This is a genomic window from Clostridium sp. AM54-37XD, assembly GCF_003478225.1.
Taxonomy (GTDB): domain Bacteria; phylum Bacillota; class Clostridia; order Lachnospirales; family Lachnospiraceae; genus Coprococcus; species Coprococcus ammoniilyticus.
This window is the reverse complement of the sequence record NZ_QUEV01000016.1, coordinates 1-24761: the sequence shown is the minus strand read 5'-3', so window position 1 is coordinate 24761 and position 24761 is coordinate 1. Positions and strand designations below refer to the sequence as shown.

At 41.3% G+C, this 24761-nt stretch carries 21 protein-coding genes and 7 tRNA genes; 19 read left to right on the top strand and 9 right to left on the bottom strand.

The features are described 5' to 3' along the window. Positions 1 to 57 precede the first annotated feature (57 nt). A complete protein-coding gene (locus DXA07_RS12280) occupies positions 58 to 606 on the top strand; it encodes a transcription repressor NadR (protein WP_044945249.1) in 549 nt (182 codons plus the stop codon). A gap of 151 nt (positions 607 to 757) precedes the next feature. Next, positions 758 to 2746, top strand: coding sequence for a TIM-barrel domain-containing protein (locus tag DXA07_RS12275; protein WP_117823344.1), 1989 nt, complete (start codon positions 758 to 760; stop codon positions 2744 to 2746). Positions 2747 to 2800: 54 nt separating this feature from the next. On the opposite strand, the gene DXA07_RS12270 is transcribed toward DXA07_RS12275, so the two are convergent. The 7 genes from DXA07_RS12270 to DXA07_RS12240 all read right to left on the bottom strand — a co-directional run bounded on the left by DXA07_RS12270 (position 2801) and on the right by DXA07_RS12240 (position 3590). Continuing rightward, positions 2801 to 2882, bottom strand: a tRNA-Leu gene (locus DXA07_RS12270). Between the two features lie 85 nt (positions 2883 to 2967). Beyond that, a tRNA-Lys gene (locus DXA07_RS12265) sits at positions 2968 to 3040 on the bottom strand. A 19-nt stretch (positions 3041 to 3059) separates the two neighbouring features. Beyond that, a tRNA-Gln gene (locus DXA07_RS12260) sits at positions 3060 to 3131 on the bottom strand. Between the two features lie 31 nt (positions 3132 to 3162). Further along, positions 3163 to 3236 (bottom strand) — tRNA-His (locus DXA07_RS12255). 58 nt (positions 3237 to 3294) lie between these two features. Continuing rightward, positions 3295 to 3368: transfer RNA gene (locus tag DXA07_RS12250), tRNA-Arg, on the bottom strand. 38 nt (positions 3369 to 3406) lie between these two features. Then, positions 3407 to 3477, bottom strand: a tRNA-Gly gene (locus DXA07_RS12245). Positions 3478 to 3515: 38 nt separating this feature from the next. Beyond that, positions 3516 to 3590 (bottom strand) — tRNA-Pro (locus DXA07_RS12240). A gap of 352 nt (positions 3591 to 3942) precedes the next feature. Between DXA07_RS12240 and DXA07_RS12235 the strand changes: the two genes are divergently transcribed. The 14 genes from DXA07_RS12235 (at position 3943) to DXA07_RS12170 (ending at position 19832) form a co-directional block, all read left to right on the top strand. Next, positions 3943 to 4887 carry an AEC family transporter gene (locus tag DXA07_RS12235; RefSeq protein ID WP_118484791.1) on the top strand — a complete coding sequence of 315 codons (945 nt, stop codon included), beginning with the start codon at positions 3943 to 3945 and terminating at the stop codon, positions 4885 to 4887. A gap of 126 nt (positions 4888 to 5013) precedes the next feature. Further along, complete coding sequence (locus DXA07_RS12230) at positions 5014 to 5526, top strand: shikimate kinase (RefSeq protein WP_021943667.1); 513 nt, start codon at positions 5014 to 5016, stop codon at positions 5524 to 5526. Positions 5527 to 5901: 375 nt separating this feature from the next. Continuing rightward, positions 5902 to 7443: a sodium:solute symporter family protein gene (locus tag DXA07_RS12225; RefSeq protein WP_118484789.1), complete on the top strand. Its 1542-nt coding sequence runs from the start codon at positions 5902 to 5904 to the stop codon at positions 7441 to 7443. 399 nt (positions 7444 to 7842) lie between these two features. Further along, positions 7843 to 8883, top strand: coding sequence for an N-acetyl-gamma-glutamyl-phosphate reductase (gene argC / locus DXA07_RS12220; RefSeq protein WP_008401314.1), 1041 nt, complete (start codon positions 7843 to 7845; stop codon positions 8881 to 8883). A gap of 55 nt (positions 8884 to 8938) precedes the next feature. Beyond that, positions 8939 to 10165 (top strand): bifunctional glutamate N-acetyltransferase/amino-acid acetyltransferase ArgJ, encoded by a 1227-nt coding sequence (gene argJ / locus DXA07_RS12215; RefSeq protein WP_118484787.1) that lies wholly within the window; start codon positions 8939 to 8941, stop codon positions 10163 to 10165. A 13-nt stretch (positions 10166 to 10178) separates the two neighbouring features. Beyond that, a complete protein-coding gene (argB, locus tag DXA07_RS12210) occupies positions 10179 to 11069 on the top strand; it encodes an acetylglutamate kinase (protein ID WP_117808801.1) in 891 nt (296 codons plus the stop codon). Between the two features lie 182 nt (positions 11070 to 11251). Then, positions 11252 to 11914 (top strand): helix-hairpin-helix domain-containing protein, encoded by a 663-nt coding sequence (locus DXA07_RS12205; protein WP_118484785.1) that lies wholly within the window; start codon positions 11252 to 11254, stop codon positions 11912 to 11914. 34 nt (positions 11915 to 11948) lie between these two features. Next, entirely contained in the window at positions 11949 to 12635 is a 687-nt protein-coding gene (locus DXA07_RS12200; protein WP_117808803.1) for a response regulator transcription factor, read from the top strand. Positions 12636 to 12684: 49 nt separating this feature from the next. Next, positions 12685 to 14145, top strand: coding sequence for an ATP-binding protein (locus DXA07_RS12195; RefSeq protein ID WP_118484783.1), 1461 nt, complete (start codon positions 12685 to 12687; stop codon positions 14143 to 14145). Between the two features lie 11 nt (positions 14146 to 14156). Then, positions 14157 to 14582 (top strand): hypothetical protein, encoded by a 426-nt coding sequence (locus DXA07_RS12190; protein ID WP_118484781.1) that lies wholly within the window; start codon positions 14157 to 14159, stop codon positions 14580 to 14582. 26 nt (positions 14583 to 14608) lie between these two features. Then, positions 14609 to 15097 carry a GerMN domain-containing protein gene (locus DXA07_RS12185; protein ID WP_118484779.1) on the top strand — a complete coding sequence of 163 codons (489 nt, stop codon included), beginning with the start codon at positions 14609 to 14611 and terminating at the stop codon, positions 15095 to 15097. Between the two features lie 122 nt (positions 15098 to 15219). Then, positions 15220 to 17775 (top strand): ComEC/Rec2 family competence protein, encoded by a 2556-nt coding sequence (locus DXA07_RS12180; RefSeq protein ID WP_242996211.1) that lies wholly within the window; start codon positions 15220 to 15222, stop codon positions 17773 to 17775. Positions 17776 to 18217: 442 nt separating this feature from the next. After that, entirely contained in the window at positions 18218 to 18994 is a 777-nt protein-coding gene (locus DXA07_RS12175) for a hypothetical protein (RefSeq protein WP_117808807.1), read from the top strand. 220 nt (positions 18995 to 19214) lie between these two features. Further along, entirely contained in the window at positions 19215 to 19832 is a 618-nt protein-coding gene (locus DXA07_RS12170; RefSeq protein ID WP_242996209.1) for a helix-turn-helix domain-containing protein, read from the top strand. A gap of 53 nt (positions 19833 to 19885) precedes the next feature. On the opposite strand, the gene mgtE is transcribed toward DXA07_RS12170, so the two are convergent. Beyond that, positions 19886 to 21277 carry a magnesium transporter gene (gene mgtE, locus DXA07_RS12165; RefSeq protein ID WP_117808809.1) on the bottom strand — a complete coding sequence of 464 codons (1392 nt, stop codon included), beginning with the start codon at positions 21275 to 21277 and terminating at the stop codon, positions 19886 to 19888. A gap of 386 nt (positions 21278 to 21663) precedes the next feature. Between mgtE and DXA07_RS12160 the strand changes: the two genes are divergently transcribed. The 3 genes from DXA07_RS12160 (at position 21664) to holA (ending at position 23952) form a co-directional block, all read left to right on the top strand. Next, positions 21664 to 22047, top strand: a complete 384-nt coding sequence (locus DXA07_RS12160; protein ID WP_118484777.1) for a VOC family protein — start codon at positions 21664 to 21666, stop codon at positions 22045 to 22047. Between the two features lie 160 nt (positions 22048 to 22207). After that, the gene (locus tag DXA07_RS12155; RefSeq protein ID WP_117808810.1) at positions 22208 to 22870 is read left to right on the top strand and encodes a DUF6198 family protein; all 663 of its coding nucleotides are present in this window, start codon (positions 22208 to 22210) and stop codon (positions 22868 to 22870) included. Between the two features lie 68 nt (positions 22871 to 22938). Further along, positions 22939 to 23952: a DNA polymerase III subunit delta gene (holA, locus tag DXA07_RS12150; RefSeq protein ID WP_117785130.1), complete on the top strand. Its 1014-nt coding sequence runs from the start codon at positions 22939 to 22941 to the stop codon at positions 23950 to 23952. A gap of 179 nt (positions 23953 to 24131) precedes the next feature. On the opposite strand, the gene rpsT is transcribed toward holA, so the two are convergent. After that, entirely contained in the window at positions 24132 to 24395 is a 264-nt protein-coding gene (rpsT, locus tag DXA07_RS12145; protein WP_021944824.1) for a 30S ribosomal protein S20, read from the bottom strand. Positions 24396 to 24761 lie beyond the last annotated feature (366 nt).

The window sequence follows — 24761 nt, the reverse complement described above, 5'->3', positions numbered from 1 at the left end:
GAAGGTTTACATGAGAAATAGAATGGGCTAATGGATGATAAGATTGGGAGGAAGAACATGACAGGAGTTGAAAGACGGGAAAAACTGTTGTCGATGCTTGCGAAGAGTAAAGAGCCGATTGCGGGGGCGGAGATGGCAAAGAGGCTCAGTGTGAGTAGGCAGGTGATCGTACAGGATATTGCCCTGCTTCGTGCGGCTGACAATAATATTGTTTCAACAAACCGGGGATATGTGTTATTAAAGCCGGGAAAATGTGAACGAATATTCAAGGTGCGTCATACTGCGGAAGAGATAGAGAAAGAATTACAGATCATCGTAGATAATGGCGGCAGGATTCTGGATGTATTTGTATATCATAAGATTTATGGAGTTGTAAAAGCTCCGATGAACATAAAAACCAGAAAAGATATTTATGAATATGTAAAGACCTTGAGCAGTGGAAAATCATCGCCGCTTCTTAAGATAACCGACAATTACCATTATCACACGGTACAGGCAGATTCAGAAGATATCCTGGATAATATTCAGAAGGATCTGGAGGAATGTGGTTTTCTTGCGAAACTGCTGGATTTCGAACCGGTTGATTTTTGGGAAAAAAGTGAATGACATAGGATGACGAGGGGAAGAAATTAATAAGTCAATATTGTGCAACAAATTTATAAAAATAATGTAAGAAAAACGAATGGAAAGATAATATAATAACATTATCAGGTATAATAAATTATATACCAAATAAAAAGAAAAAGAGGAAATGAGAATGATAAAAAAATACACATATGGTAATCCGTTTTTTACAGAATCGGTTGTTGCGTCATTTGAGGCATCGGAAGGTATGCCTGAAGTTGGAACAGTAAATCTGGATGATGGCTTTTCATTTCTTTATGATATGAAAGCAGAGGATGCAGTATATGGACTTGGTGAAGCAAATCGTGGAATCAACAAAAGAGGATATAAATATATAAGCAATAATACAGATATTCCGAATCATCATGAGGATGTTTATTCTTTATATGCATCTCATAATTTTGTTATTATATCCGGCGAGAGAACATTTGGATTGTACATAGATTATCCGTCTTCGCTGGTATTTGATATCGGATATACTAAGATGGATGAACTTCATATTTTCTGCGATAAAGCAGATTTGGATCTTTATGTGATCACAGGCGAAAGTATATATGATATTGTAAAACAATTCAGACAAATGATAGGAAAAAGTTATATTGCTCCAAAGTTTGCTTTCGGTTTTGGACAGAGCCGTTGGGGTTATAAGACACCGGAAGATTTTGCTTATGTTGTGAAGAAATACAGAGAAAATCATATACCGATCGATATGGTATACATGGATATCGATTATATGGATCATTATAAAGACTTTACGATAAATGAAGCATTTGGTGATTTTTCTGAATATGTAGAAGAGTTGAAAAAAGAAAATATACGCTTGATCCCGATTATTGATGCGGGAGTGAAGATTGAAGAAGGATATGATGTGTATGAAGAAGGCGTAGCAAACAATTATTTCTGTAAAAGAGAGGACGGAAGTGATTTTGTTGCAGCTGTATGGCCGGGATACACACATTTTCCGGATGTATTGAATCCGGAAGCAAGAAAATGGTTTGGCGGAAAATATAAGCTTCTTACAGATGCAGGAATTGAAGGCTTCTGGAATGATATGAATGAACCGGCAATTTTTTATACACCGGAAGGCGTTTGTGATGTGAAAGAGGCAATGCGGGAATTTATTGATAAAGATGAATCCGTGGATGATGTCTGGGGAATCCGGGATATGGTAGTAGATCTGGCTAATAATGCCAAAGACTATGCTTCGATGTATCATAATGTGAATGGAAAGATGGTGCGTCATGATCAGGTACATAACCTTTTCGGTTATAATATGACACGGGCAGCAGGTGAAGCACTTCGAGAGATCTGTCCGGAGAAAAGATGCCTGTTGTTTTCCAGATCATCTTATATCGGAATGCATCGTTATGGCGGTATCTGGACCGGAGATAATAAATCCTGGTGGTCCCATATCCTGTTAAATCTGAAAATGCTTCCATCATTAAATATGTGTGGTTTCTTATATACAGGGGCAGATCTGGGTGGATTTGGCTGTAATACGACCAGAGATCTTTTGCTCAGATGGCTCGCGCTTGGTGTATTTACACCGCTGATGCGTAATCATGCATGCCTTGGCACAAGAGAGCAGGAGTGCTATCAGTTTGAGCAGATTGAAGATTTCAGACATATCATAGGTGTTCGTTATCGGTTGCTTCCATATATTTACAGTGAATATATGAAGGCTGCTTTAAATGATGAAATGATGTTCAAACCGCTTGCATTTGAATATCCGGAAGATCGTATGGCGGTAAATGTAGAAGACCAGCTTATGCTTGGTAATGAGATCATGATCGCACCGGTATATACACAGAATGCAATCGGAAGATATGTTTATCTGCCGGAGGATATGATGCTTGTCCGTTTCAAGGCTGAGGGTGATATTGAACAGACCGAGATGAAAAAAGGACATCATTTTGTAGAAGTGCCGTTGAATGAAGTGATTTTATTTATTCGGAAAGGAAAATGCATTCCTCTTGCTGACTTTGCCGAGTGCGTTGCGGATATTGATACGAAGAAGCTACAGTTACTTGGGTATGCGGGAAGCAGTTATCAGTTGTATGATGATGATGGATTTACAAGAGAGTATAATATGGAGATGTCCTGTGTAATTTTGAATAATTAGTAACAGAATATCAGATAAAAGAAAAAGGCAATCGATTATGATTGCCTTTTTTGATGCGGATAACAGGAGTTGAACCTGCACGTCTGTTGACACTAGAACCTAAATCTAGCGCGTCTGCCAATTCCGCCATATCCGCAGAGTTTCTTCTATATATAATAGAATAAAAGAATAGAAGAGTAGATATAAAAAAATCAGATATAAAATTATATCTGAAATTTTAATGAGCCATCGGGGACTCGAACCCCGGACAACTTGATTAAAAGTCAAGTGCTCTACCGCCTGAGCTAATGGCCCATATAAATTAAGTTTTTGACTGGGCTAGCTGGATTCGAACCAGCGAATGCAGGAGTCAAAGTCCTGTGCCTTACCGCTTGGCGATAACCCAAAAGCATCGCTTAATATGCGATAAAGAAAAGGGTGGATAGAGGGACTCGAACCCTCGGCCTCCAGAGCCACAATCTGGCGCGCTAGCCAACTGCGCCATACCCACCATATAAGTGAAACATCCATATGGAACAGCAGTAGTGCCACAGAATGAAACAAATAAATGTGCCCGAAGGGATTCGAACCCCCGACCCACGGCTTAGAAGGCCGTTGCTCTATCCAGCTGAGCTACGGACACATTTTAAATTCCCGCTATAAATATTAGCGAAAATAAAGAGCGGGTGATGGGAATCGAACCCACGTATCTAGCTTGGAAGGCTAGTGTTCTACCATTGAACTACACCCGCATGATTGCTTAACAGTGTTAGATTTATGATTATCTAAGTCGGGGTGACAGGATTCGAACCTGCGACCTCTTGATCCCAAATCAAGCGCTCTAGCCAAGCTGAGCCACACCCCGGAACAAAGTGTTTGTCGTTTTTTTATGTTCGTCATATCTCTGACGCAAGACATATTATACATAAACACCCCTTTGATGTCAACAATAAATTTTATTTTTTTTTGCATTTTTTTTTGGCAAAGCGGATTTCCTTAGGTTTTAAGCCACTTTCCAGTATTTATTTTTTTGAATATTATATATGGACTGATGATAATCTCATACATTTTAGCATTAATTTAAAGTTTTCGAGATCTGGCAGGTATGTATCTGTTGCATATAGATCTTTTAAAAAAATCGGATAAAAATTGAATCGGGTAACAAGCTGTGCTATAGTAAGGGCTGCGACAGTTTAATTAAGAAAAGAGAGAATGGAATGAGTGATTTTTTATTTAGTATAAATGCGACAGTGCCGATCTTTCTGGTGATTCTGTTGGGGTGGTTTCTGAAACGGATTGGGCTGATCAATGATGAATTTGCAAATATAGCAAATAAATATGTGTTTAAGGTATCCCTTCCGGTGCTTTTGTTTCGGGATATCGCAACAACCTCGGTATTAAAAGACGTAAATATGAAATTTGTGGCGTTTTGTTTCTTCGGAACTTTTATTATGTTTGCATGTGCATGGTGCTTTGCAAAGATATATTGCCGGGATAAGACGATGGTCGGAGCGTTTGCGCAGGCATCGGCAAGAGGAAGCGCGGCGGTGCTTGGAATTGCCTTTGTAGAAAATATCTGTGGAAGCTCAGGGATGGCTCCGCTTATGATCGTTGCGGCGGTACCATTGTTCAATATCCTGTCCGTTATTATGCTGACCTTTGGGGGCAGAGATAATATCCATGGTGCAGACGGAATCAAAACGGCATGCATTAATATTTTAAAGAATCCGATCATAATCGGCATCGTGCTCGGAGTTCCGTTTTCATTATTGAATATTCCGATTCCTGCGATACCGATGAAGACGATCAATTATATCGCACAGACGGCGACTCCGATCGCATTGATCGCCATAGGAGCAGGTTTTAATACAAAAGCAGCACTGGAGAAAATGAAGCCTGCGGTTACAGCAGCTCTTATGAAGCTAGTCGTATTTCCTTTGATCTATATGCCGATTGCGGTTAAGCTTGGGTTTGCACCGAGTGAATTGGCAGCAATCCTGATCATGACAGGCTCACCGTCCACGGTAACCTGTTATATCATGGCTAAGAATATGAATAATGATGAAGTCCTGTCATCAAATACGATCGTGCTGACAACCCTGTTTTCATCGGTCACGATAACGGTATGGGTATATGTCCTTCGCGTTATGGGATGTATATGACACAAGTAATAATAAAAATCCTTGAATAAACAGAAATGGGATTAAATTAGAAGTAATGAATACAGAGAACAAATGAAAAGATTAGGATAATATAGAAAATTAAAATACAGAGAATGGAGAAAGAAGATGAAAAATATAGTTTTGATCGGAATGCCTGGTTGTGGAAAGAGTACGATCGGTGTGGTACTTGCCAAGGTTCTTGGATTTGATTTTGTAGATGCAGATGTGTTGATCCAGAAGAAGCATGGTAAGCTGCTTCGTGAGCTGATCGCAGAATATGGAGATGATGGGTTCCTTCAGATAGAAAATGATGTAAACAAAGAAATTGACTTAAAGAATACGGTTATTGCAACCGGAGGAAGTGTCGTATACTGTGATGAAGCCATGCAGCATTATGTAAAAAATGATATTGTAGTATATATCGAGCTCCCATATGGAGTGATCGCTTCCAGACTGGAAAATGTAAAACGGCGTGGCGTAGTGTTGAAGGATGGTCAGACTTTAAAGGATCTTTATAACGAGAGAATCTTATTGTATGAAAAATATGCACAGATCACGGTAAAAGCCGAGGGACTTTCCGTAGAAGAACTCATGGATACGATTGCAGAAAAAGTGTTGGCATATGAGAAGACACATTAATGTGAAGATCGAGCTCAAACAGCATAGATCCAAAGTAATGATATGAATTTGGATCTATGCAGCGGGTTTATGAAGTGCTAAAAACAGATTGGAAAAACGACTTCTGAACAGCAGAATGAAATATTTGGCGAAAGCTGAAAAAATATCTGCAAGGAAGTCGTTTTTTATATTGACGAAAATGGATGTATCCAATATAATCTATTTTGTGGTTTAAAACGTAGAACTTTAAAGTCACTTGACTTCAACGCAATAAAGCAAAATTAGCCGGATTATGTCAGAATTCGAAAATCAGAAATTATAAGATGCGCTATTGTTGGTGGAAAGTTGACTGTAAAATTCTGCGAATACAAAAATGAGAAGTGACGGGAGGTCGACATGGTTATTAAAGTGATTATGCTTGTTGTATTCTTTGGCATAATGATCGGTGTAGGATTTTATGCAAGAAAACAGGCCACAGATGTGAACGGATTTGTACTGGGAGGAAGAAGCGTAGGCCCATGGCTTACAGCATTTGCATATGGTACGTCCTACTTTTCGGCAGTTATTTTTATTGGATATGCAGGACAGTTTGGATGGAAATACGGAATTGCATCCACATGGATCGGAATTGGAAATGCAATCCTTGGGTCTCTGCTTGCATGGGTAGTGCTTGGCAGAAGAACCAGACTGATCACGCAGAAGCTGGATTCCAGAACAATGCCGGAATTCTTTGAGAGAAGATATAACAGCAAATCCATGAAGATCATTTCTTCCTGGATCATATTCATATTCTTGATCCCATATACGGCTTCATTGTATAACGGTCTTTCCAGATTGTTTGGAATGGCGTTCGACATTGATTACAAGATCTGTGTTGTTGCTATGGCAGTTCTTACCGGTATCTATGTAATTGTTGGCGGGTATATGGCGACAGCGATCAATGACTTTATTCAGGGACTGATCATGCTGGTTGGTATAGTAGCAGTTATCTATGCAGTATTAAACGAGAGAGGCGGACTTACAGGTGCGTTAGACAAGCTGGCTCGTGTAAATGATCCGGCGGTTTCGGATACACCGGGTGTATTTGCATCCTTCCTTGGACCGGATATCTTCAATCTGGTATGTGTTGTCATATTAACCTCACTTGGAACATGGGGCCTTCCTCAGATGATCCAAAAATTTTATGCGATCAAAGATGAGAAATCAATCAAGACTGGAACGATCGTATCTACTTTATTTGCAACGATCGTAGCCGGAGGATGTTATTTCCTTGGTGGTTTTGGACGTCTGACCGAGACGGATGTAGCAACAGAAGGATTTGATGCGATCATTCCACACCTGCTTGAGAATCTTCCGGAAGTATTGATGGGACTGGTGGTTATCCTTGTATTATCTGCTTCGATGTCTACCTTATCTTCATTGGTTCTGACCTCAAGCTCCACACTTACGATCGACTTTATCAAAGCATCGATCGCACCGAAAATGTCAGAGAAGAAGCAGGTCCTTACAATGCGGATCATGCTGGTAGTATTTATCGCATTATCGGCGGTCATTGCAGTCATTCAGTATTCCAGCAAGGTGGCATTTATCGCACAGCTTATGGGTATTTCATGGGGTGCGATCGCAGGTGCCTGTCTGGCTCCGTTTTTATATGGTCTGTACTGGAAACGCACGACAGTGGCAGCCTGCCTTGTTAGTTTTATCTGGGGCGTAGGCATCATGACACTGAACTTTATCAGTAATACATGGCAGTTATTTAGTTTTCCACAGGCATTACAGTCACCTGTAAACTGTGGTGCAGCAGCGATGATCGGTGGATTGATCCTTGTTCCGATCGTCAGTCTGATCACAAAGAAACCGGATCAGGAGCGCGTAGAGGAGATCTTCTCCTGCTATGAAGCGACAGTAACCGTACCTCAGAAAGAAGCACTGGATTAATATTATACACAAAATATACATAACATGCATAAAGCCGGCAGAAGGAAGATATCCTGTTCTGCTGGCTTTGATTTTTATGAGAAATGCAATAATGCTGCTTTAAATATAACATTTTCTGCATAATATAATAATTTGGAAAATATATAAAACATGTATGATCAAATTAAGAATGCGATGCTGGGATATAAAAATAAAAAATATTTTTGCATATTTATTAATTAATGCTTGAATATTATGCATAATAACTGTATAATCATGGAAGATTATACGAACTGTATTTTCCTATGAAAGCGGTTGACGGAAGAAAATGCAGAGAGTAAGATAAATGAATGTGTAGAAATACAAATAGGACGATGGCTGTAACGGAAAATGACCGTTTGCAGCAGATTGGAGTAAGATATGATAAAAGCAGGAATTATTGGTTCAACCGGATATGCCGGTCAGGAAATAGTAAGAATTCTTCTTGGACATAAGGATGTGGAAATTGTCTGGTATGGTTCCAGAAGTTTTATAGATAAGAAATATTACGAAGTATTTGGAAATATGTTTCAGATCGTGGATGCAACCTGTCTGGGCGAGAATATGGATGAGCTGGCTGAGAAGGTAGATGTTATTTTCACGGCAACTCCACAGGGCTTATGTTCTTCTCTTGTAAATGAGGATATCTTATCAAAGGTTAAGATCATTGATCTGAGTGCGGATTTCAGAATTAAGGATGTTGCTACTTACGAGAAGTGGTACAAGATCGAGCATAAGAGTCCGGAATTTATCGACGAGGCCGTATATGGTCTGTGTGAGATCAACAGAGATAAGGTAAAGGGATGCAGACTTCTGGCAAATCCGGGCTGTTATACAACCTGCTCCATTCTTTCCTTATATCCGCTGGTAAAAGAGAAGCTGATCGATCCGAATACGATCATTGTAGATGCTAAGTCCGGTACATCAGGAGCAGGACGAGGAGCAAAGATCCCGAACCTGTTCTGTGAGGTAAATGAAAGCATTAAGGCATATGGAGTAACGACTCATCGCCATACACCGGAGATCGAAGAACAGCTTGGATATGCATACGGCAGTCCGATCATGATCAATTTCACACCACATCTGGTTCCGATGAATCGTGGTATTCTGGTTACGGCCTATGCTTCATTAAAAGAAAAGGTAGATTACGATACTGTTCGTGCTGCATATGACAAATATTATGCAAACGAGAGATTTGTCCGTGTTCTTGACAAGGATGTATGTCCGGAGACACGTTGGGTAGAGGGCAGCAATTATGTAGATGTCAACTTTAAGATTGATGAAAGAACCGGACGTATCATTGCAATGGGAGCACTTGATAATCTGGTAAAGGGAGCAGCCGGTCAGGCAGTTCAGAATATGAATATTATGTTTGGACTTCCGGAAGAAGAAGGACTGCTGATGGCTCCGGTATTCCCATAAAGAGTAACAGCATCGGATATCGTGGAAGAACAGATGATATAAGGCGGTGATCGGTATGGAGATCATTTCCGGCGGAGTGACAGCTCCAATCGGATTTCTGGCAGCAGGTATGCACGCCGGAGTAAGAAAAAATAAAAAGAAAAAAGACATGGCATTGCTTGTCAGCAAGTGTCCGGCGAGGACAGCTGGAGTATTTACACAGAATGTAGTCAAGGCGGCACCTGTTATGTGGGACAAAGCATTATGTGACAATAAAGGATTATGTCAGGCACTGGTTGTAAACAGTGGAGTGGCAAATGCATGTACCGGAGAAGCAGGAGATGTTGATGTGGTGCATATGGCAGAGCTTGCGGCAGCAGAACTTCAGGTACCGGCTGATCAGGTTGCGGTTGCTTCGACCGGAGTAATAGGTATAAGGCTTCCGATGGAGACGATCGCGCATGGAATCCGCGAACTTTCAGGGATGCTTTCCGATGATTTGGAAAGTGGAAGTCATGCAGCGGAAGCCATTATGACGACTGATGTATATAAGAAAGAGATCGCGGTAAAGCTGCAGATCAAAGGGAAGACAATTACCGTCGGAGGTATGTGCAAAGGTTCCGGTATGATCAATCCGAATCTTGGAACGGTGCTTGGATTCCTGACAACGGATCTGAATATCAGTCAGGAGTTATTGCAGAAAACACTGAGAAATGATGTCATAGACACTTATAATATGTTATCTGTCGATGGGGATACTTCAACGAATGACACCGTTATGATATTTGCAAATGGCATGGCAGGAAATGATGAGCTGCTTGAAACGGATGCGGATTATCCGGCATTTGTGGAGGCGCTTCGATATATCAACACCTACTTCGTGAAGCTGATCGCGGCGGATGGAGAGGGAACGACGAGGATGTTTCAGGTACAGGTAGCAGGGGCGGAATCCAAGGAGGGCGCAAGAAAGCTTGCAAAATCCGTGGTGACCTCAAACCTTGTAAAATGCGCCGTATACGGCTCGGATGCGAACTGGGGACGTCTGGTGTGCGCGATGGGACAGAGCGGGATCGCATTTGATCCATATAAGGTAGATATCATAATATCCAGCGAAGCCGGTTCCTTAAAAATAGTTGAAAATGGGGTTTGTACCGATTATGATGAAGAAAGAGCGACGGAGATCCTGTCGCCGGATCAGGTATGTTTTTATGCGGATATGCATGCAGGTACAGAGACAGCTTCTGCGTGGGGCTGTGACCTTACATATGAATATATCAAGATAAATGCAGAGTATAGAAAGTGAGGAAGTAAATAAGATGGTAAAGGGAGATTATACAGTAGATCAGGTAATATCAAAAGCACAGACACTGATCGAGGCTTTGCCTTATATTAAGAAATTTCAGGGGAAAACAATTGTTGTAAAATATGGCGGAAGTGCTATGTTGGATGAGAATCTGAAATACAATGTGATCGAAGATGTTGCATTATTAAAGCTGGTTGGACTGAAACCGGTTATCGTGCATGGTGGCGGTAAGGAGATCAGCAAATGGGTAGAGAAGATTGGAAAAGAGCCTGAATTTATCAATGGACTTCGTGTAACAGACGGTGAGACAATGGAGCTTGCTGAGATGGTATTATCCAAGGTAAATAAGAGTCTTGTCAGCATGATGCAGAAGGTTGGTTTAAAGGCTGTGGGTATCAGTGGAAAGGATGGTGGACTGTTCACCGTTAAGAAGCGTCTGCCGGGCGGAAAAGATATCGGTTATGTAGGCGAGATCACAAAGGTTGATACAGAGGTGATCGATGCACTGGTCGATCAGGATTTTATACCTGTTATCGCTCCTATCGGTGTCAGTGAAGAATATGAGGATTATAATATTAATGCTGATGATGCTGCATGTGCTGTTGCAACAGCATTAAAGGCGGAAAAGCTGGTATTCTTAACAGATATTGAAGGTGTATTTATCGATCCGACAGATAAGTCTACCCTGATCTCAGAAATGGACATCCACGAGGCAAAGGATATCATTGAGAAAGGTGTTGTCGGCGGTGGTATGCTTCCAAAGCTTAATAACTGTATCACAGCCATGGAAAATGGTGTATCAAGAGTCCATATTTTGGATGGCCGCCTGAAGCATTGCCTGCTTCTTGAGTTCTTTACTCAGAAGGGTATTGGTACTGCAATCTTAAAAGAGCCATTATTCTAAGAAGCACATTCAATGAAAAGTTAAAAGTAAAACAGAAAAAGACCGGAGCTGTGCACCGATAACGAGAAAAATCGGATGCCGCATGACTGGTCTTTTTCTATTTTGCTATTGTAAAAGGAATCGAAGTTCGTTAAAATGGGGGTGTGCATGAGTGTACCGGCATATCAAGGAGGTATGCAGGTATGATAATAAAGAAAAAACTGTTATATGCAGGACTTGCCGGATGGATGTTGTTGTCCGGGATTACTCTGGTCGGATGCCGGAAAAATGGCATGATACTTGAGACGACAGAGCAGAATACCGGTTCACAGAATGATACGGCATATGCCGAAGACGCCGTGGCAGGTACTGTTACAGAAAGAGATCAGGAAGACACAGAAGCCATAAAAGACACAGGAGTCTGTGTATTTGTCTGTGGGGCAGTAAAACAAGAAGGGGTATATGAACTCCCGATAGGTGCAAGGATCAATGATGCACTTCTTGCAGCAGGCGGATTTGCAGAGAATGCTGCGGAGCAGGTGGTAAATCTTGCAGACTTTATCGAGGATGGACAGAGGATTTATTTTCCGACAGAGGAAGAGGTGCAGGAGCAGCCGGAACGCTGGCAGGATCCGGAAACAGAAACGAACGGACAGACAATGGAAGCGGGAGTAGTGAATATCAATACTGCCGGGAAAGAGGAACTGATGTCATTGTCCGGGATTGGTGAAGCAAAGGCGGAGAATATCATAACTTACAGAGAGACACAGGGTGCATTTGAAAAAACAGAAGATATTATGAATGTGAATGGTATCGGAGAGAATTTATTTCAGAAGATAAAAAACGATATTTGCGTGGGTCGGTAGAGATATAGAAACAAAGGAAAGGTGGAAATCTGGTATGAAAAAGGTATTGGTCGTAGATGATGAGAAACTGATCGTGAAAGGTCTGAAATTCAGTCTGGAACAGGATGATATGGAAGTAGACGTGGCATATGATGGCGGAGAGGCGTTTGAGAAGATCAAAAACAATGATTATGATATCGTTCTGTTAGACATCATGATCCCGGTTTATACCGGAATTGAAGTATGCCAGATGGTGCGTGAATTTTCCAATGTTCCGATCATTATGCTGACGGCCAAGGGTGAGGATATGGATAAGATCATGGGTCTTGAATATGGTGCAGATGATTATATCACCAAACCATTTAACATACTGGAGGTAAAGGCAAGGATCAAAGCTATCTTAAGAAGAAGCGGAAAAAAGGCAGAGCCTGTAAAACCGGTAAATATTTTAGAAATCAATGGCATGAAAGTAGAATTGGATAGCCGCCGTGTATTTGTTCATGGAAAGGAACTGAATCTGACAGCAAAAGAATTCGATTTGCTGGAGCTTCTGATGGCGCATCCGAATAAGGTTTATTCCAGAAATGAACTGTTAGATACGATCTGGGGCAGTACATATCCGGGAGATGCCAGAACTGTGGATGTTCATGTAAGAAGACTTCGTGAGAAGATTGAGGAGAATCCGGGTGAGCCGGTGTATATTCATACAAAATGGGGCGTTGGCTACTATTTTAAAGGATGATGAGACAGGGAATGCGTAAAGCATTCCTATCTTACTGGATTTTTTTGGAATGGAAAAAAGTAAAGATGAAAATGTAGAAAATAAGAATAAAAATATCTGGAAAAACAGTAGGCGGAGGATCAGTCTTCAGGTTGTTATCTTTGTAATGATCATGGCAGGTTTTTATCTGATCTCAATCAGTATGAAAACGGTTCTGCTACAGTTGATGTGGAATCAGAGATATAGTGATTGTGAAACACTGTTGCAGGAAAACGCAAAAAATCTGGAATATCTGATCAATGATATTAATTCGGAAACAGAAGGTACAAGCAAGACTTTTCATGGTATGAACACTCTGGCGTACAGCCTGTCTGCCAGAGTTATGATCGTAGATACTGATTACAGGGTAGCCTATGACAGCTTTCGTCTGTTGAAGGATACCTATATCATGAATAATGATATCTATGAGATCATGAAGGGAGACAGAGACGAACGGCTGGTACGGGAACAGTCCTACATTGAGTATATGTTTCCTGTGGTGAACCGGGAAGGTTATATTGATGATGTAGCTGTGATCGCAGTCAGTCTGGAAAGCATGAAAAACGAAAGAGGATATTTGTCATACCGTGCCAATATCTTGATCTGTATTTTTATGGTGATCGGGGTGCTGACAGCATTTTTCATTTCTTATATGGCGGTTCGTGATACCAGAAAGATCAAGAGTCAACTTGTAAATATGAAGGATGGATTTCTGGGACAGATTTCATCGGATGGTTTATGGCGAGAAGCTGGGAGCGTTGTTGACAATATGAATGGGATATTTGCCAAATCGCAGTTGTTGGAGGAATCCCGGCAGGAATTTGTATCAAATGTATCACATGAGCTGAAAACACCGATTACTTCAATGAAGGTTTTATCAGAATCGATCTTGATGCAGGATAATGTTCCGGTTGAGATGTACCGGGAATTCATGAACGATATTGTTTTAGAGATTGACCGTGAAGCGCAGATCATCAGTGATCTGCTGACGCTGGTCAAGACAGATAAGGGATCAGACAGCCTGAATATCGAGCGGGTGGATATCAATGAGCTGATGGAGGTTATTCTGAAACGGTTGACGCCTCTGGCAGAAAAGAGAAGCATTGAGATCACATTTGAAAGCTTCCGGGAAGTGGAAGCTGATATTGATAAGGTGAAGTTTACGCTGGCAATCTCCAATCTGATCGAAAATGGAATCAAATATAATGTGGATGGCGGATGGATCCGCGTATCCCTGAATGCCGATCATAAGAATCTGTATATTAAGGTTGCCGATTCCGGTGTTGGTATTCCGGAGGATTGTGTAGAGCATATATTCGAACGTTTCTACAGAGTAGATAAGGCGAGAAGCAGGGATACCGGAGGGACCGGTCTTGGACTTGCAATCTCAAAGAATATTATCGTTATGCATAAGGGTATTATAAATGTGTACAGTGAGCCTGGAAAGGGAACTACATTTACAGTACGTGTTCCGATGAACTATGTGAAATAAAGGAGCAGAAGATGGAGAAACGGATCATGCATATTATAAGCGGGATGCTGTTAGTTGTGGCGCTGCTGTCTATGACCGGATGTGGGAAAAGTGGACATGCGGAGAGTCAGAGAACAGATACCGGTACGGATGCCGGGATGCAGACATATTCCGTATATTATATGAATCAGAAATGGACAGAGTTTTCTGTCTATGATACGAAGATCGATCAGTTGGAATCAACGGAAAATGTGATAGATAAGCTGATGAATCTGTTGATATCAACAGAAGACGAGCAGCTTTATAAGATTCCGGTTGCAGATGGAATGACCTATCAGCGATATTCTTATGATGGAAAAGGACTGGTAACGATCATGTTCAATCTGGATTATGATACCGCAGAGAATTATCAGATCCTGTTGTGTAAAATGGCATTTACAAAAACCTGTGTCAGGTAAATGGTATTTCAGGGGTTTCATTTGAATTGTCGGATCTGATTGGAGAGAAGAAGGTAGATACAAGTGTTTACAATGCGGAATCATTTTCAACGATCGGTGATAATTTTATGGAGGCTTCTTATTCTGTGACGATCTATACGCCGGATAATACCGGAAAACGGCTGGATAAGCAGACGACGGAGATTGATGCGTTGTCTTACAAAGCACCGGAGGAACAGATCATGGAAGCACTTCGGAATTCCCAGGAATGGAAGAGTCCGATCGATAAAGATGTAGATATTCTTGATATCTATGTGTTGGATCGGGTGTGTTATGTTAATTTCAGCAAGACCTTTTTGGATCATGTCGGTGATTATGATGACAAAGTGATCATTTATTCGCTGGTTGATTCTCTGACAGAGCTGTCAGATGTGGATGGTGTTGTATTTGAGGTAGAAGGCAGTCAGGATCTAGTATATGGAGAGAATTTGGATTTCTCAGAGACATACACAGCGAATTATTCAATGTGTAATTAGACAGGTACTGACAGATAGCGGAGGAAAAGAAAATAAAAAGACCACTATTTTGGGCCGCATGTGCATTTATGCTTGGAGAGGCGGAGGCGATTGCTGGCAGCAGGTGGTTTACTTTGGCTGCAATGATAGTTGCAGCCTTTTTTCTGTTTACGGGAGAAAAAGGGCAAAAACAGGGAAAAAGGCAAAAACAGCAAAAACAGAAAGAAGAGTCCGGCTGGGATGAAAAAATACGGATGTCGGACAGGCGAAGACAGACAAAGCAGAGTGTGGATGTAAAACGAACAGTAAGAGTAACTGTCGGAATTCTCATATATGTGCTGTTTGCCGGAATGGGGTATATGAATATCAACATATTGCATGAGCAGGAACAATATGCTTCCCGGCTGAACGGTTGTTCCGGAACAATTTCCGGAACGATATACGAGATAAAGGAAACGGAAAACAGGCAGCAGGTCTTTATTAAGATCGTGGATGCAAGAGGAATGTCCGGTGAAGAATGGACTGGGTTTCATGAAAATATGAAGCTGCTTGTGTATGTGGAGAAAGGTATAACCTTGTATCCGGGACAGGAGGCAGTATTTGCCGGCAGATTTGAACAGCCGGAGCATGCGGGAAATCCGGGAGCCTTTGATGCATATCGATACTACAGGAGCCAGGGGATCTTTCTTATACTTTCAGATGCAGAGCTGCAGAAAACAGGAAAACAGTACTCGCATATACGGGCGGGGCTTCGGAAGCTCCGAAAACGGATATCAGATGTAATTGGTAACTTATACGGCGAGGAGGATGCATCTGTGATTCGGGCGATGCTTCTGGGTGAACGGCAGGGGATGGACGGTGATGTGAAACGGATGTATCAGTTGAATGGTATTGCACATATTCTTGCAATATCGGCATTACATATTGCGATCATTGGTATGACCTTGTATCGGCGTATGCGAAAATGGGGAGTTTCCTACTGGAGTGCGGGAATTGGATGCAGTATTCTGGTTATTCTGTATGGACAGATGACCGGACTTGCAGGATCAACGATGCGGGCAATCATTATGATGGGGCTCCTGTTATTTGGGAAAGCCATTGGGCGTTCGGTGGATCTTCTGACCTCAACAGGAATTGCCGGGGTATGGATGTCGGTGATAAATCCTTATGTTGTATTAGATGCCGGATTTCAGCTTTCATTTGCAGCGATAATCGGGATAGCTGTGATCGTGCCGGTGTTACAACGGGTATTTAGCAAAAGGGGAAGTGCCGACCTAATCAATAAGCTTGGTGCAGGGACGGTGTTACAACACATATTTGGTGCAGGGGAGAAAATCCGGCAGTCGCTTACTGTCAGCATGGCAACCTTTCTGGCGACCTTGCCGGTGATCGTCTACTATTATTACCAGTTTCCATTGTATGGTATTTTATTAAATCTGATCGTTGTGCCATGTGTATCGGTCGTCCTGACCGGTGGGATCGGAACGGTTATCTGTGGCTGCATGTCACTTCAGGCGGCCGGATGGCTTACGATTCCGGTGAAGGGGATTTTGTGGTTATATGAAATGTTGTGTCAGGGGATGGAACAGCTTCCCGGAGCCTGTATCAATATCGGACATATTCCGGTGAAGCTGGTGGTGGGTTATTATATTGCGTTACTAATATCCTTATATTTTATGACCAGGATGAGAGCAGATAGAGGAAACAGAACGGAAGGCAAACAGACTCGAAAAATCGTAAAAAAGTCAAAATGGCAGGTCCGTAGAAATCAGGCAGTGGAAGAAAAGTGTGATCAGCAGACGATAAAGGAACGGAAACACAGAAAAATCCGGTATGGGATCGCAGAGATTTTTGTCGTGCTGATATTCTGTATATATGCAGGAAGCGTGCTCGACCGTCCATTTACGGTTGCTTTTCTGGATGTCGGGCAGGGGGATGGTATACTGATCCGGACGGAACAGGGAACGAATATTATGATCGATTGTGGTTCATCGGATAATAAGAAGGTAGGAGAATATGTTTTGCTTCCTGCTCTTCGGTATTATGGGATGGCAGAACTGGATTATGTTTTTATAACACATGGGGATAAAGATCATATATCCGGGCTTCAGGAATTATATGAGCTGGAGCATACCGGGATTCGGATCCGGAATCTTGTTGTGGCGGAATATGGCGACCGGGAGGGGCTACTGGAACTGATCAATCAGGCAGAACAGCATGGAACTGAGGTTTTATATATGGATGCGGGTAGCATATTTTCTGAACCGGAAGCCGGAGCTTCCGGGATATTTCGGATCGCATGCATATATCCGGGAGAATCGGATGTTCACGCAGATGCAAATGAAGCCTCTCTTGTGCTGCAGGCAAGTATCGATTCCTTTCATCTTCTGTTTACAGGCGATGCAGGGGAAAAAGCAGAACAGCAGATGACAGAGACTGGAAGATTGGGTGCGGTTGATGTTTTAAAAACAGGGCATCATGGCTCCAGATATGCAACCTCGGAGCCGTTTCTTCAAGATATAAAGCCGCAGTATGCGGTGATCAGTTGTGGAAAAAAGAACCGGTATGGTCACCCACATAAAGAAACGCTGGAGAGACTGCAGGCTGCCGGTGCAGAGGTTTACCGTACTGACAGCAGTGGCGCTGTAATTTTGCAGATACGGGCAGGGAAAATTATGCTTCATGGGTACGGAGGATAAAATTAAGCATTGATACCAAACGCACATCTGGAACGGTTCATGAAGATTTCAGGGTACGGAGGATAAAATTAAGGATTGATACCAAGCCCCAAATGAAATAATGGGTATATGAGAGAAAAGATTTGGATAATACCATCGATGAAAGAAGAATTTTGGGTATTATTCAAGAAAATGGACTGTTATACCAAGGCTAATGGCGGTGCAAGGGGTATGGAAGAAAGCAAGCTAATATAATACCCGCTACAGCGGATTGAACAAGGGTATGGATAAAGAAAATTAGACAATATACCACAAACAGGATGAGCAGAAGGGTATGCAAAGTGGGGAAATAGCCTGATACCATGGGAGAAGTGTTTTCAGGGGGTATTAACAAATAAAAATGGAAATTATACCAATAAAAATATTGCAGAAAAAGAACATAAAAGAAACGAGGAGAATGCGTATGATTAAAGATATAATAATAAAGAGAATCGTCAAATTGAAAAAAGAAATACAGAAGATAGAGATATTAGAGAAAACATTTCCGAAAGAAGAATTAATATGTGCCAAAAATGGAAAAGGATATAAGTGGTATTTGAAGAGTGCAGGAAAGCCGATATATCTGCCAAAGAAAGAGAGACTCTTGGCTGAAAAACTTGCTATGAAAAAGTATTATATGTTAAGAAAACAGGATTTAATGTGCGAGCTTGAAGCATGTAATGCATATATAAGAAAAGTGCAAAAGGAAAATAATGCATCTGATATGTTATTGGAAAATGATGGTTACATTGAATTGCTGGGAAAGGCATTTGGACCGCATTCAGAAAATTTAGAAGCATGGATGACAGAAGAATATGAAACAAATAAGAAATATCCGGAGAATTTGAATATAAAAGGGACGCAGGGCAAGTATCTTCGTTCTAAATCAGAAGCAATGATCGATAATGTTTTATTTCGGGAAAGAATACCATTTCGATATGAAAATCAGTTGGTGCTGGATGGGATAGTAATGTATCCGGATTTTACGATTCGACATCCAAAAACAGGAGAGTATTATTATTGGGAACATTTCGGTATGATGGACAATCCAGAATATGCGAGTCATGCCTGCAGGAAAATAAAAACATATTGTGATAATGGAATAATACCATCTATTAATTTAATTATGACATATGAAACCAGTGCTTGTCCTATCGGAATGGAAAGAATAGAGCAAGTGGCAGAATATTATTTCGGATAAATGACACATTTGATATAATGAACGCAAAATTATTTGCTCGCAAGGATGCTGATTTTGCGGAATGCATAGAATGTGCGAAGCACATGATATAATTAGTATAAAGAAACGGCAAACTACACTCTACAGTGCGTAGAATCCGCAGAAATTCACCATTTTCTACGCTTTATGGGTATGATGCCGGATGCAGGTATGTAATAATCTGGTCAGAAAGGAGGCAGATATGGATCAGATCAGTATAGGCAGGTTTATTGCAGCAGAAAGAAAAAGAAAAGGTTGTACACAGAAGCAGCTTGCAGAAAAACTGAATATCAGTGATAAAACAGTTTCTAAATGGGAATGTGGAAAGGGATTCCCGGAAGTGTCTCTGTTATTACCTTTATGTAAGGAACTGGACATTACGGTAAATGAACTGTTGTCCGGTGCAAGAGTGTCTGAGGAAGAATATCAAAAGAAAGCGGAGGAAAATATGGTGAATATGATTAAAGAAAGAGAAGAAAACAAGAAGAAATTAATTCCTACAATTATAACGGGTTTAATTGCAACGATATCATTTATTACATTGATCATGGTTGTTGCAGTGTATACAGAGGTGATCGCAGTACTGGTTAAGATATTACTGATAGTGATCGCATGTGTTATATTTGGTTGTGGACTTATGGTTGCGATGGAAGGTGAGCGCACCATCGGTTATTACAAATGCCGTCATTGCAATGAGCTGTTTGTTCCGACCTTTGGTGCATATACAATGGGAATGCATATGATTTCAACAAGATATTTGAAATGTCCAAAATGTGGAACAAAAACCTGGTGTAAAAAAGTTCTGGCAAAAGAGAAGTGATTTCTGTTATAGAAAACAACCTGTCTTTTGCCGGAACGATGAAGATTCAAAACCTAAATATGAAAAATATTGATCAAAAATACCATTGCCAGTCCGTAGTAGGTGATCACGGCAACCAGATCATTGACCGTTGTAATGAGTGGACCGGAAGCAACCGCAGGATCAATATGGATCTTGTGGAAGAACATAGGAATGATAGTTCCGACAAAGCTTGAGATCACCATTGCAACGATCAGCGAGATGCCGACACAGCCAGAGATCAGGAATGCAGATGCCCATATATATTTCTTAAAATAGTGGATATAGATTCCTAAAAACAGGAGTGCCATGATTCCAAGGCTTGCACCATTTAAGAAGCCGATCTTCATTTCTTTGATAAGAAGGGAAAGCTTCTTTTTAGTACTCAGGTCTTCGTCCATAAGTACACGGATCGTAACAGCGAGGGACTGTGTGCCGACATTTCCAGCCATATCAAGGACAAGGGACTGGAAGCATATTACGATTGGAAGTACCGCAACAACGGATTCAAACATTCCGACCACAGAGGATACCGCCATGCCAAGGAACAGAAGGATGATGAGCCATGGCAGACGTTTTTTCATGCTGGTAAAGGTAGGCTCGTTCAGATCTTCTTCAGATGTAAGACCGGCGAGTTTGGCATAGTCATCACCCATGGCATTATCAACCAGTTCTACGATGTCATTTGCAGTCAGGATACCGGCGATGGTTCCATTTTCGGATAAAACAGGGATGGAATCTTCTTCATAATCGGTAAGATCTTCGATACAGTCAGCAATCTTCACATGCTCATAGACAGATGGATAGGAGTGGCTGATAATATTTGACAAATGGTCATTTTCTCGTGCGATGATCAGATCTTTCAGATCGATAGCACCGGAAAACTGACCAGCCCGGTCGGTGGTATAGATCGTCGAGATATTATCATGTTCTCCTGCCTGCCGAACCAGTGCGCTCATAGCTTCACGGATAGACAGCGTGTCAGGAATACAGATATAATTGTTCGTCATACAGCTTCCGATCTCGTCATCCTCATAAGAAAGCAGTTTCTTTACATCTCTCCGGGAGTCGTCGTCCAGCCGGGCAACCATTTCCTGCTGTTGTTCGTCAGAGAATTCATCCAGAATATCCAGAGCATCATCTGCATCCATATCAGATATGACTCTTGCGGCTTTATCGAGTGACAGTTCATCCAGATATGGCTTGGCATCATCCAGATAGGAGAAAATTTCTGCAAGCCGTGGGGTGCCGATCATAGTGTACAGGCGGATTCGTTCTGTTTCGTTTAGCCGTGTGATTGCTTCTGCGACATCTTTGTCGTGATAGTTTGCCAAATGCTTCTGCAATACCTGTGCGTTCTTTGCATTACGAATGATTTTTACGAGTTCTGTTACATAATCTTTTTTAAATACTGTGATTTTTGTCATTGTGACCTCCTTCCTGCCTGTTTTCAGACATAAAAATACATCGTCTCAGTGTGAAGACCGGATGGTCAGGATCGTCTGATGCGATGTATGAAAAGGCACACAACAATATAAGATGGGGTTATCGGAGCTTCATAGACAGCCACATCCATTTATGCTTCCTTATCCTAACATCGCATATTTTACTTCGTCCAATACGATCGCAACTATCCATGAAAATTCACCTCCATTTGAAAATTGAATTTTAGATTTTTGTATTTGATATTCTCAAAAATCTTTGCTACTATAACAGAAAAGAGTTGAATTGACAACCCGGATAATCCGGATTGGATAAATTTTATATTTCGGTTATATTTTTTAAGTACATAGAAAACAGGAGAATATCAGATATGCAGATAGAACATGTGGCAATGTATGTAGAAGATTTGGAAAAGACAAAAGATTTTTTTATAAAATATTTTGGGGCAAACGCGGGCGAGCGGTATTATAATCCGAAAACGGAGCTTCAGTCGTATTTCTTAAGCTTTGACGATGGAGCAAGACTGGAGATCATGCAGAAACCACGAGTATCCAATGTGAGAAAAGAGCTGGCACGAACAGGGTATATTCATATCGCGTTTTCGGTTGGAAGCAGAGAGAAAGTAGATGAGCTTACCAGGAGACTTCAGGAGGACGGATATAAAGTTGTCAGCGGACCACGGGTGACAGGTGATGGATATTATGAGAGCTGTGTTCTATGTATCGAGGATAATCAGATCGAAATCACGGTCTGAATTTCGGTCTGGATTTGGTAATATCTCACAAACTATACGCAAAGCCGCTTGACTTCGCCAGTGCCATTTCTTACAATAGATCAGTAGATAAAAGTCTGGTAGATGTATGATACCAGATTTTTTTTGTGGTTTAAAGTCAGAAAGAGAAAGGTGAGAGAAAATGAAGTGGAAAGATCGATTGGGAATCCGGCTGGTGGCATATCTGGGAGGCTTATTTATCATGACGGCAGGAATAGCCGTATCGGTAAAATCAAACCTTGGGGTATCGCCGGTAAGCTCGATCCCATATACGATTACCTGTGTATTTGGTATGGAGATGGGAAACGCAACTATCCTGTTTCATGTTGTGCTGGTTTTGCTGCAGATCCTGTTATTACGGAAAAATTTTAAATGGATCAATCTGTGTCAGATTGTAGTTGGAATTATATTTGGAAAATTTACAACTTTATGTAATTCACTTGTGGCGTTGCTGCCATCTACCGATAATATGTTGATACGACTGGGAATGATGCTGATCAGTGTTGTTCTGATCGCTGTCGGAATCTTCTTCTATCTGCCGGCAAATATTATGCCGCTTGCAGGAGAGGGAGCGATGCAGGCAGTATCAGCGATCACCGGTATTGCATTTCCAAAGGTTAAGATCGGATTTGACTGCAGTATGGTTATCATATCGTTAGTTACATGTTTGATCGCAATACATAGTGTTGGCAGTGTGGGAATCGGAACAGTCATGGCAGCGGTTCTGGTAGGCTTTGCACTGGGACTGGTAACAAAAGCATTTGGAACATGGCGTGACCATCTGTATTACGGAAGAATATCATAGACAGGTGTTGAAAATCAAATCGGTATTTGGCATAATGGACTGGAACAGGAAAGAAAGGAGACATAGCTATGGCAGCAGGAAAAAAACAGAGCGGTAAGGATGCAATGGCGGTTATCAACGAGCATATAAAGAATGAAAGCTATGCTCCGGTATATCTGTTATACGGAGATGAAACATATCTTGTGAACCAGTACAGAGACAAATTGCTTTCGGCGGTAACAGACCGTGAGGACAATATGAACTTTGCAAAGTTTGCAGGAGAGAAGATCGACCCGATGGAGATCATAGGCTTCTGTGAGACAATGCCATTCTTCGCTGACCGGCGTGTGGTGCTGGCAGAAGGAACCGGATTGTTTAAAAAGAGCTGTGAGGAATTTGCGGAGCGGATCAAAGAGCTGCCGGATACTTCGCTGATCCTGTTTGTTGAGTCAGAAGTTGATAAGAGAAATAAATTATATAAAACCGTTGATAAGCTGGGAGAAGCTCTGTGCTTTGAAACACCAAATGAGAAGACGCTTGCTGTATGGGTTAAAGGAATGTTCAAGGGAGAAGGAAAACGGATAACCGATGATGCGATCCGTTCCCTGATCGAGCATACCGGATCAGATATGAATTCGATCAAGAATGAGATTGATAAGCTGATAAGCTATACGGTAGACAGGGAGGATGTAACGGTATCCGATGTGGAAGCTCTCTGTGTTGGCAATTCGGAGGGACATATATTTGAGATGATCGATGCCATATCCAGAAAGCAGCAGGATCGTGCACTTCACCTGTATCATGAGCTGCTTGAAAACAGGGAGCCTGCGATGCGGATTTTGTTTTTGATCGCCAGACAGTATGATCTGTTATTAAAAACAAAGATGTGTCTTGCCGAGAATAAAAATTATGCAGATACGGCATCGGTGCTAGGCATTCCGTCATGGTCGGTGAAGAAATATGCGGAACAGTGCCGGAATTATTCAGAACAGGAACTGAAGAAGATCATGGAAGCCTGTCAGGATACTGACTATAAATTAAAGACGAGTCAGGCATCGGATGTAGTGGCAGTGGAAGTGTTGTTAATATCATTGAGTCGGTAGATGGTATGTGACGCGCAGGAATGCAGTGAGTCAAAACATACCGTAGGTATTGCGATTTGGATGCCGGAATTATTACACAAAAAAACAGAACCTCAATAGGTTCTGTTTTTTTGACGGTTTTGATTATATATGTGCAGCCTTACATATGTAATCAATTATAAAAATATATATGAGTCAGATTAAGCCATCTTGTTGACAGCGGCTGTAAGACGTGATACTTTACGAGAAGCATTGTTCTTGTGGTAAACGCCCTTTGAAGCAGCCTTGTTAATCTCTGAGATAGCAACCAGAAGATTTGCCTGAGCAGCTTCTTTGTCACCAGCAGCGATAGCAGCTTCTACCTTTTTGATAACTGTCTTAACCTTAGACTTGATCATCTTGTTTCTTAAAGTCTTCTTGTCAATTACTTCAATTCTTTTCTTTGCAGATTTGATGTTAGCCAAAATTCTCTACCTCCATTTGAATTATAGATTATAATAAGGTTTTTACATTAAAACCGGACACGGACAATTCAATGTAAACATACTCATCAATATTAGTATAGAGAAATTTATTTGTCAAGGGGCGAAGTGAAAATATTTCCATTTCTGAAAAATAAGATCTGATCTTATTCCCATCAATTTTATTTCTATCCTATTTCTATTACTTGTTGTAGGATTACAATACATGTGTTACAACTGAATATAAAAAAAGCAGAGAAGCTTCTTTTGTGTTATATTTTAGTCACCACAACAAAAAAACAAAAAAGGAGTTCTCTGCTATGGCTACTATAACACAAGATATGCGGTATCGTCTATCCTTAATCAAAT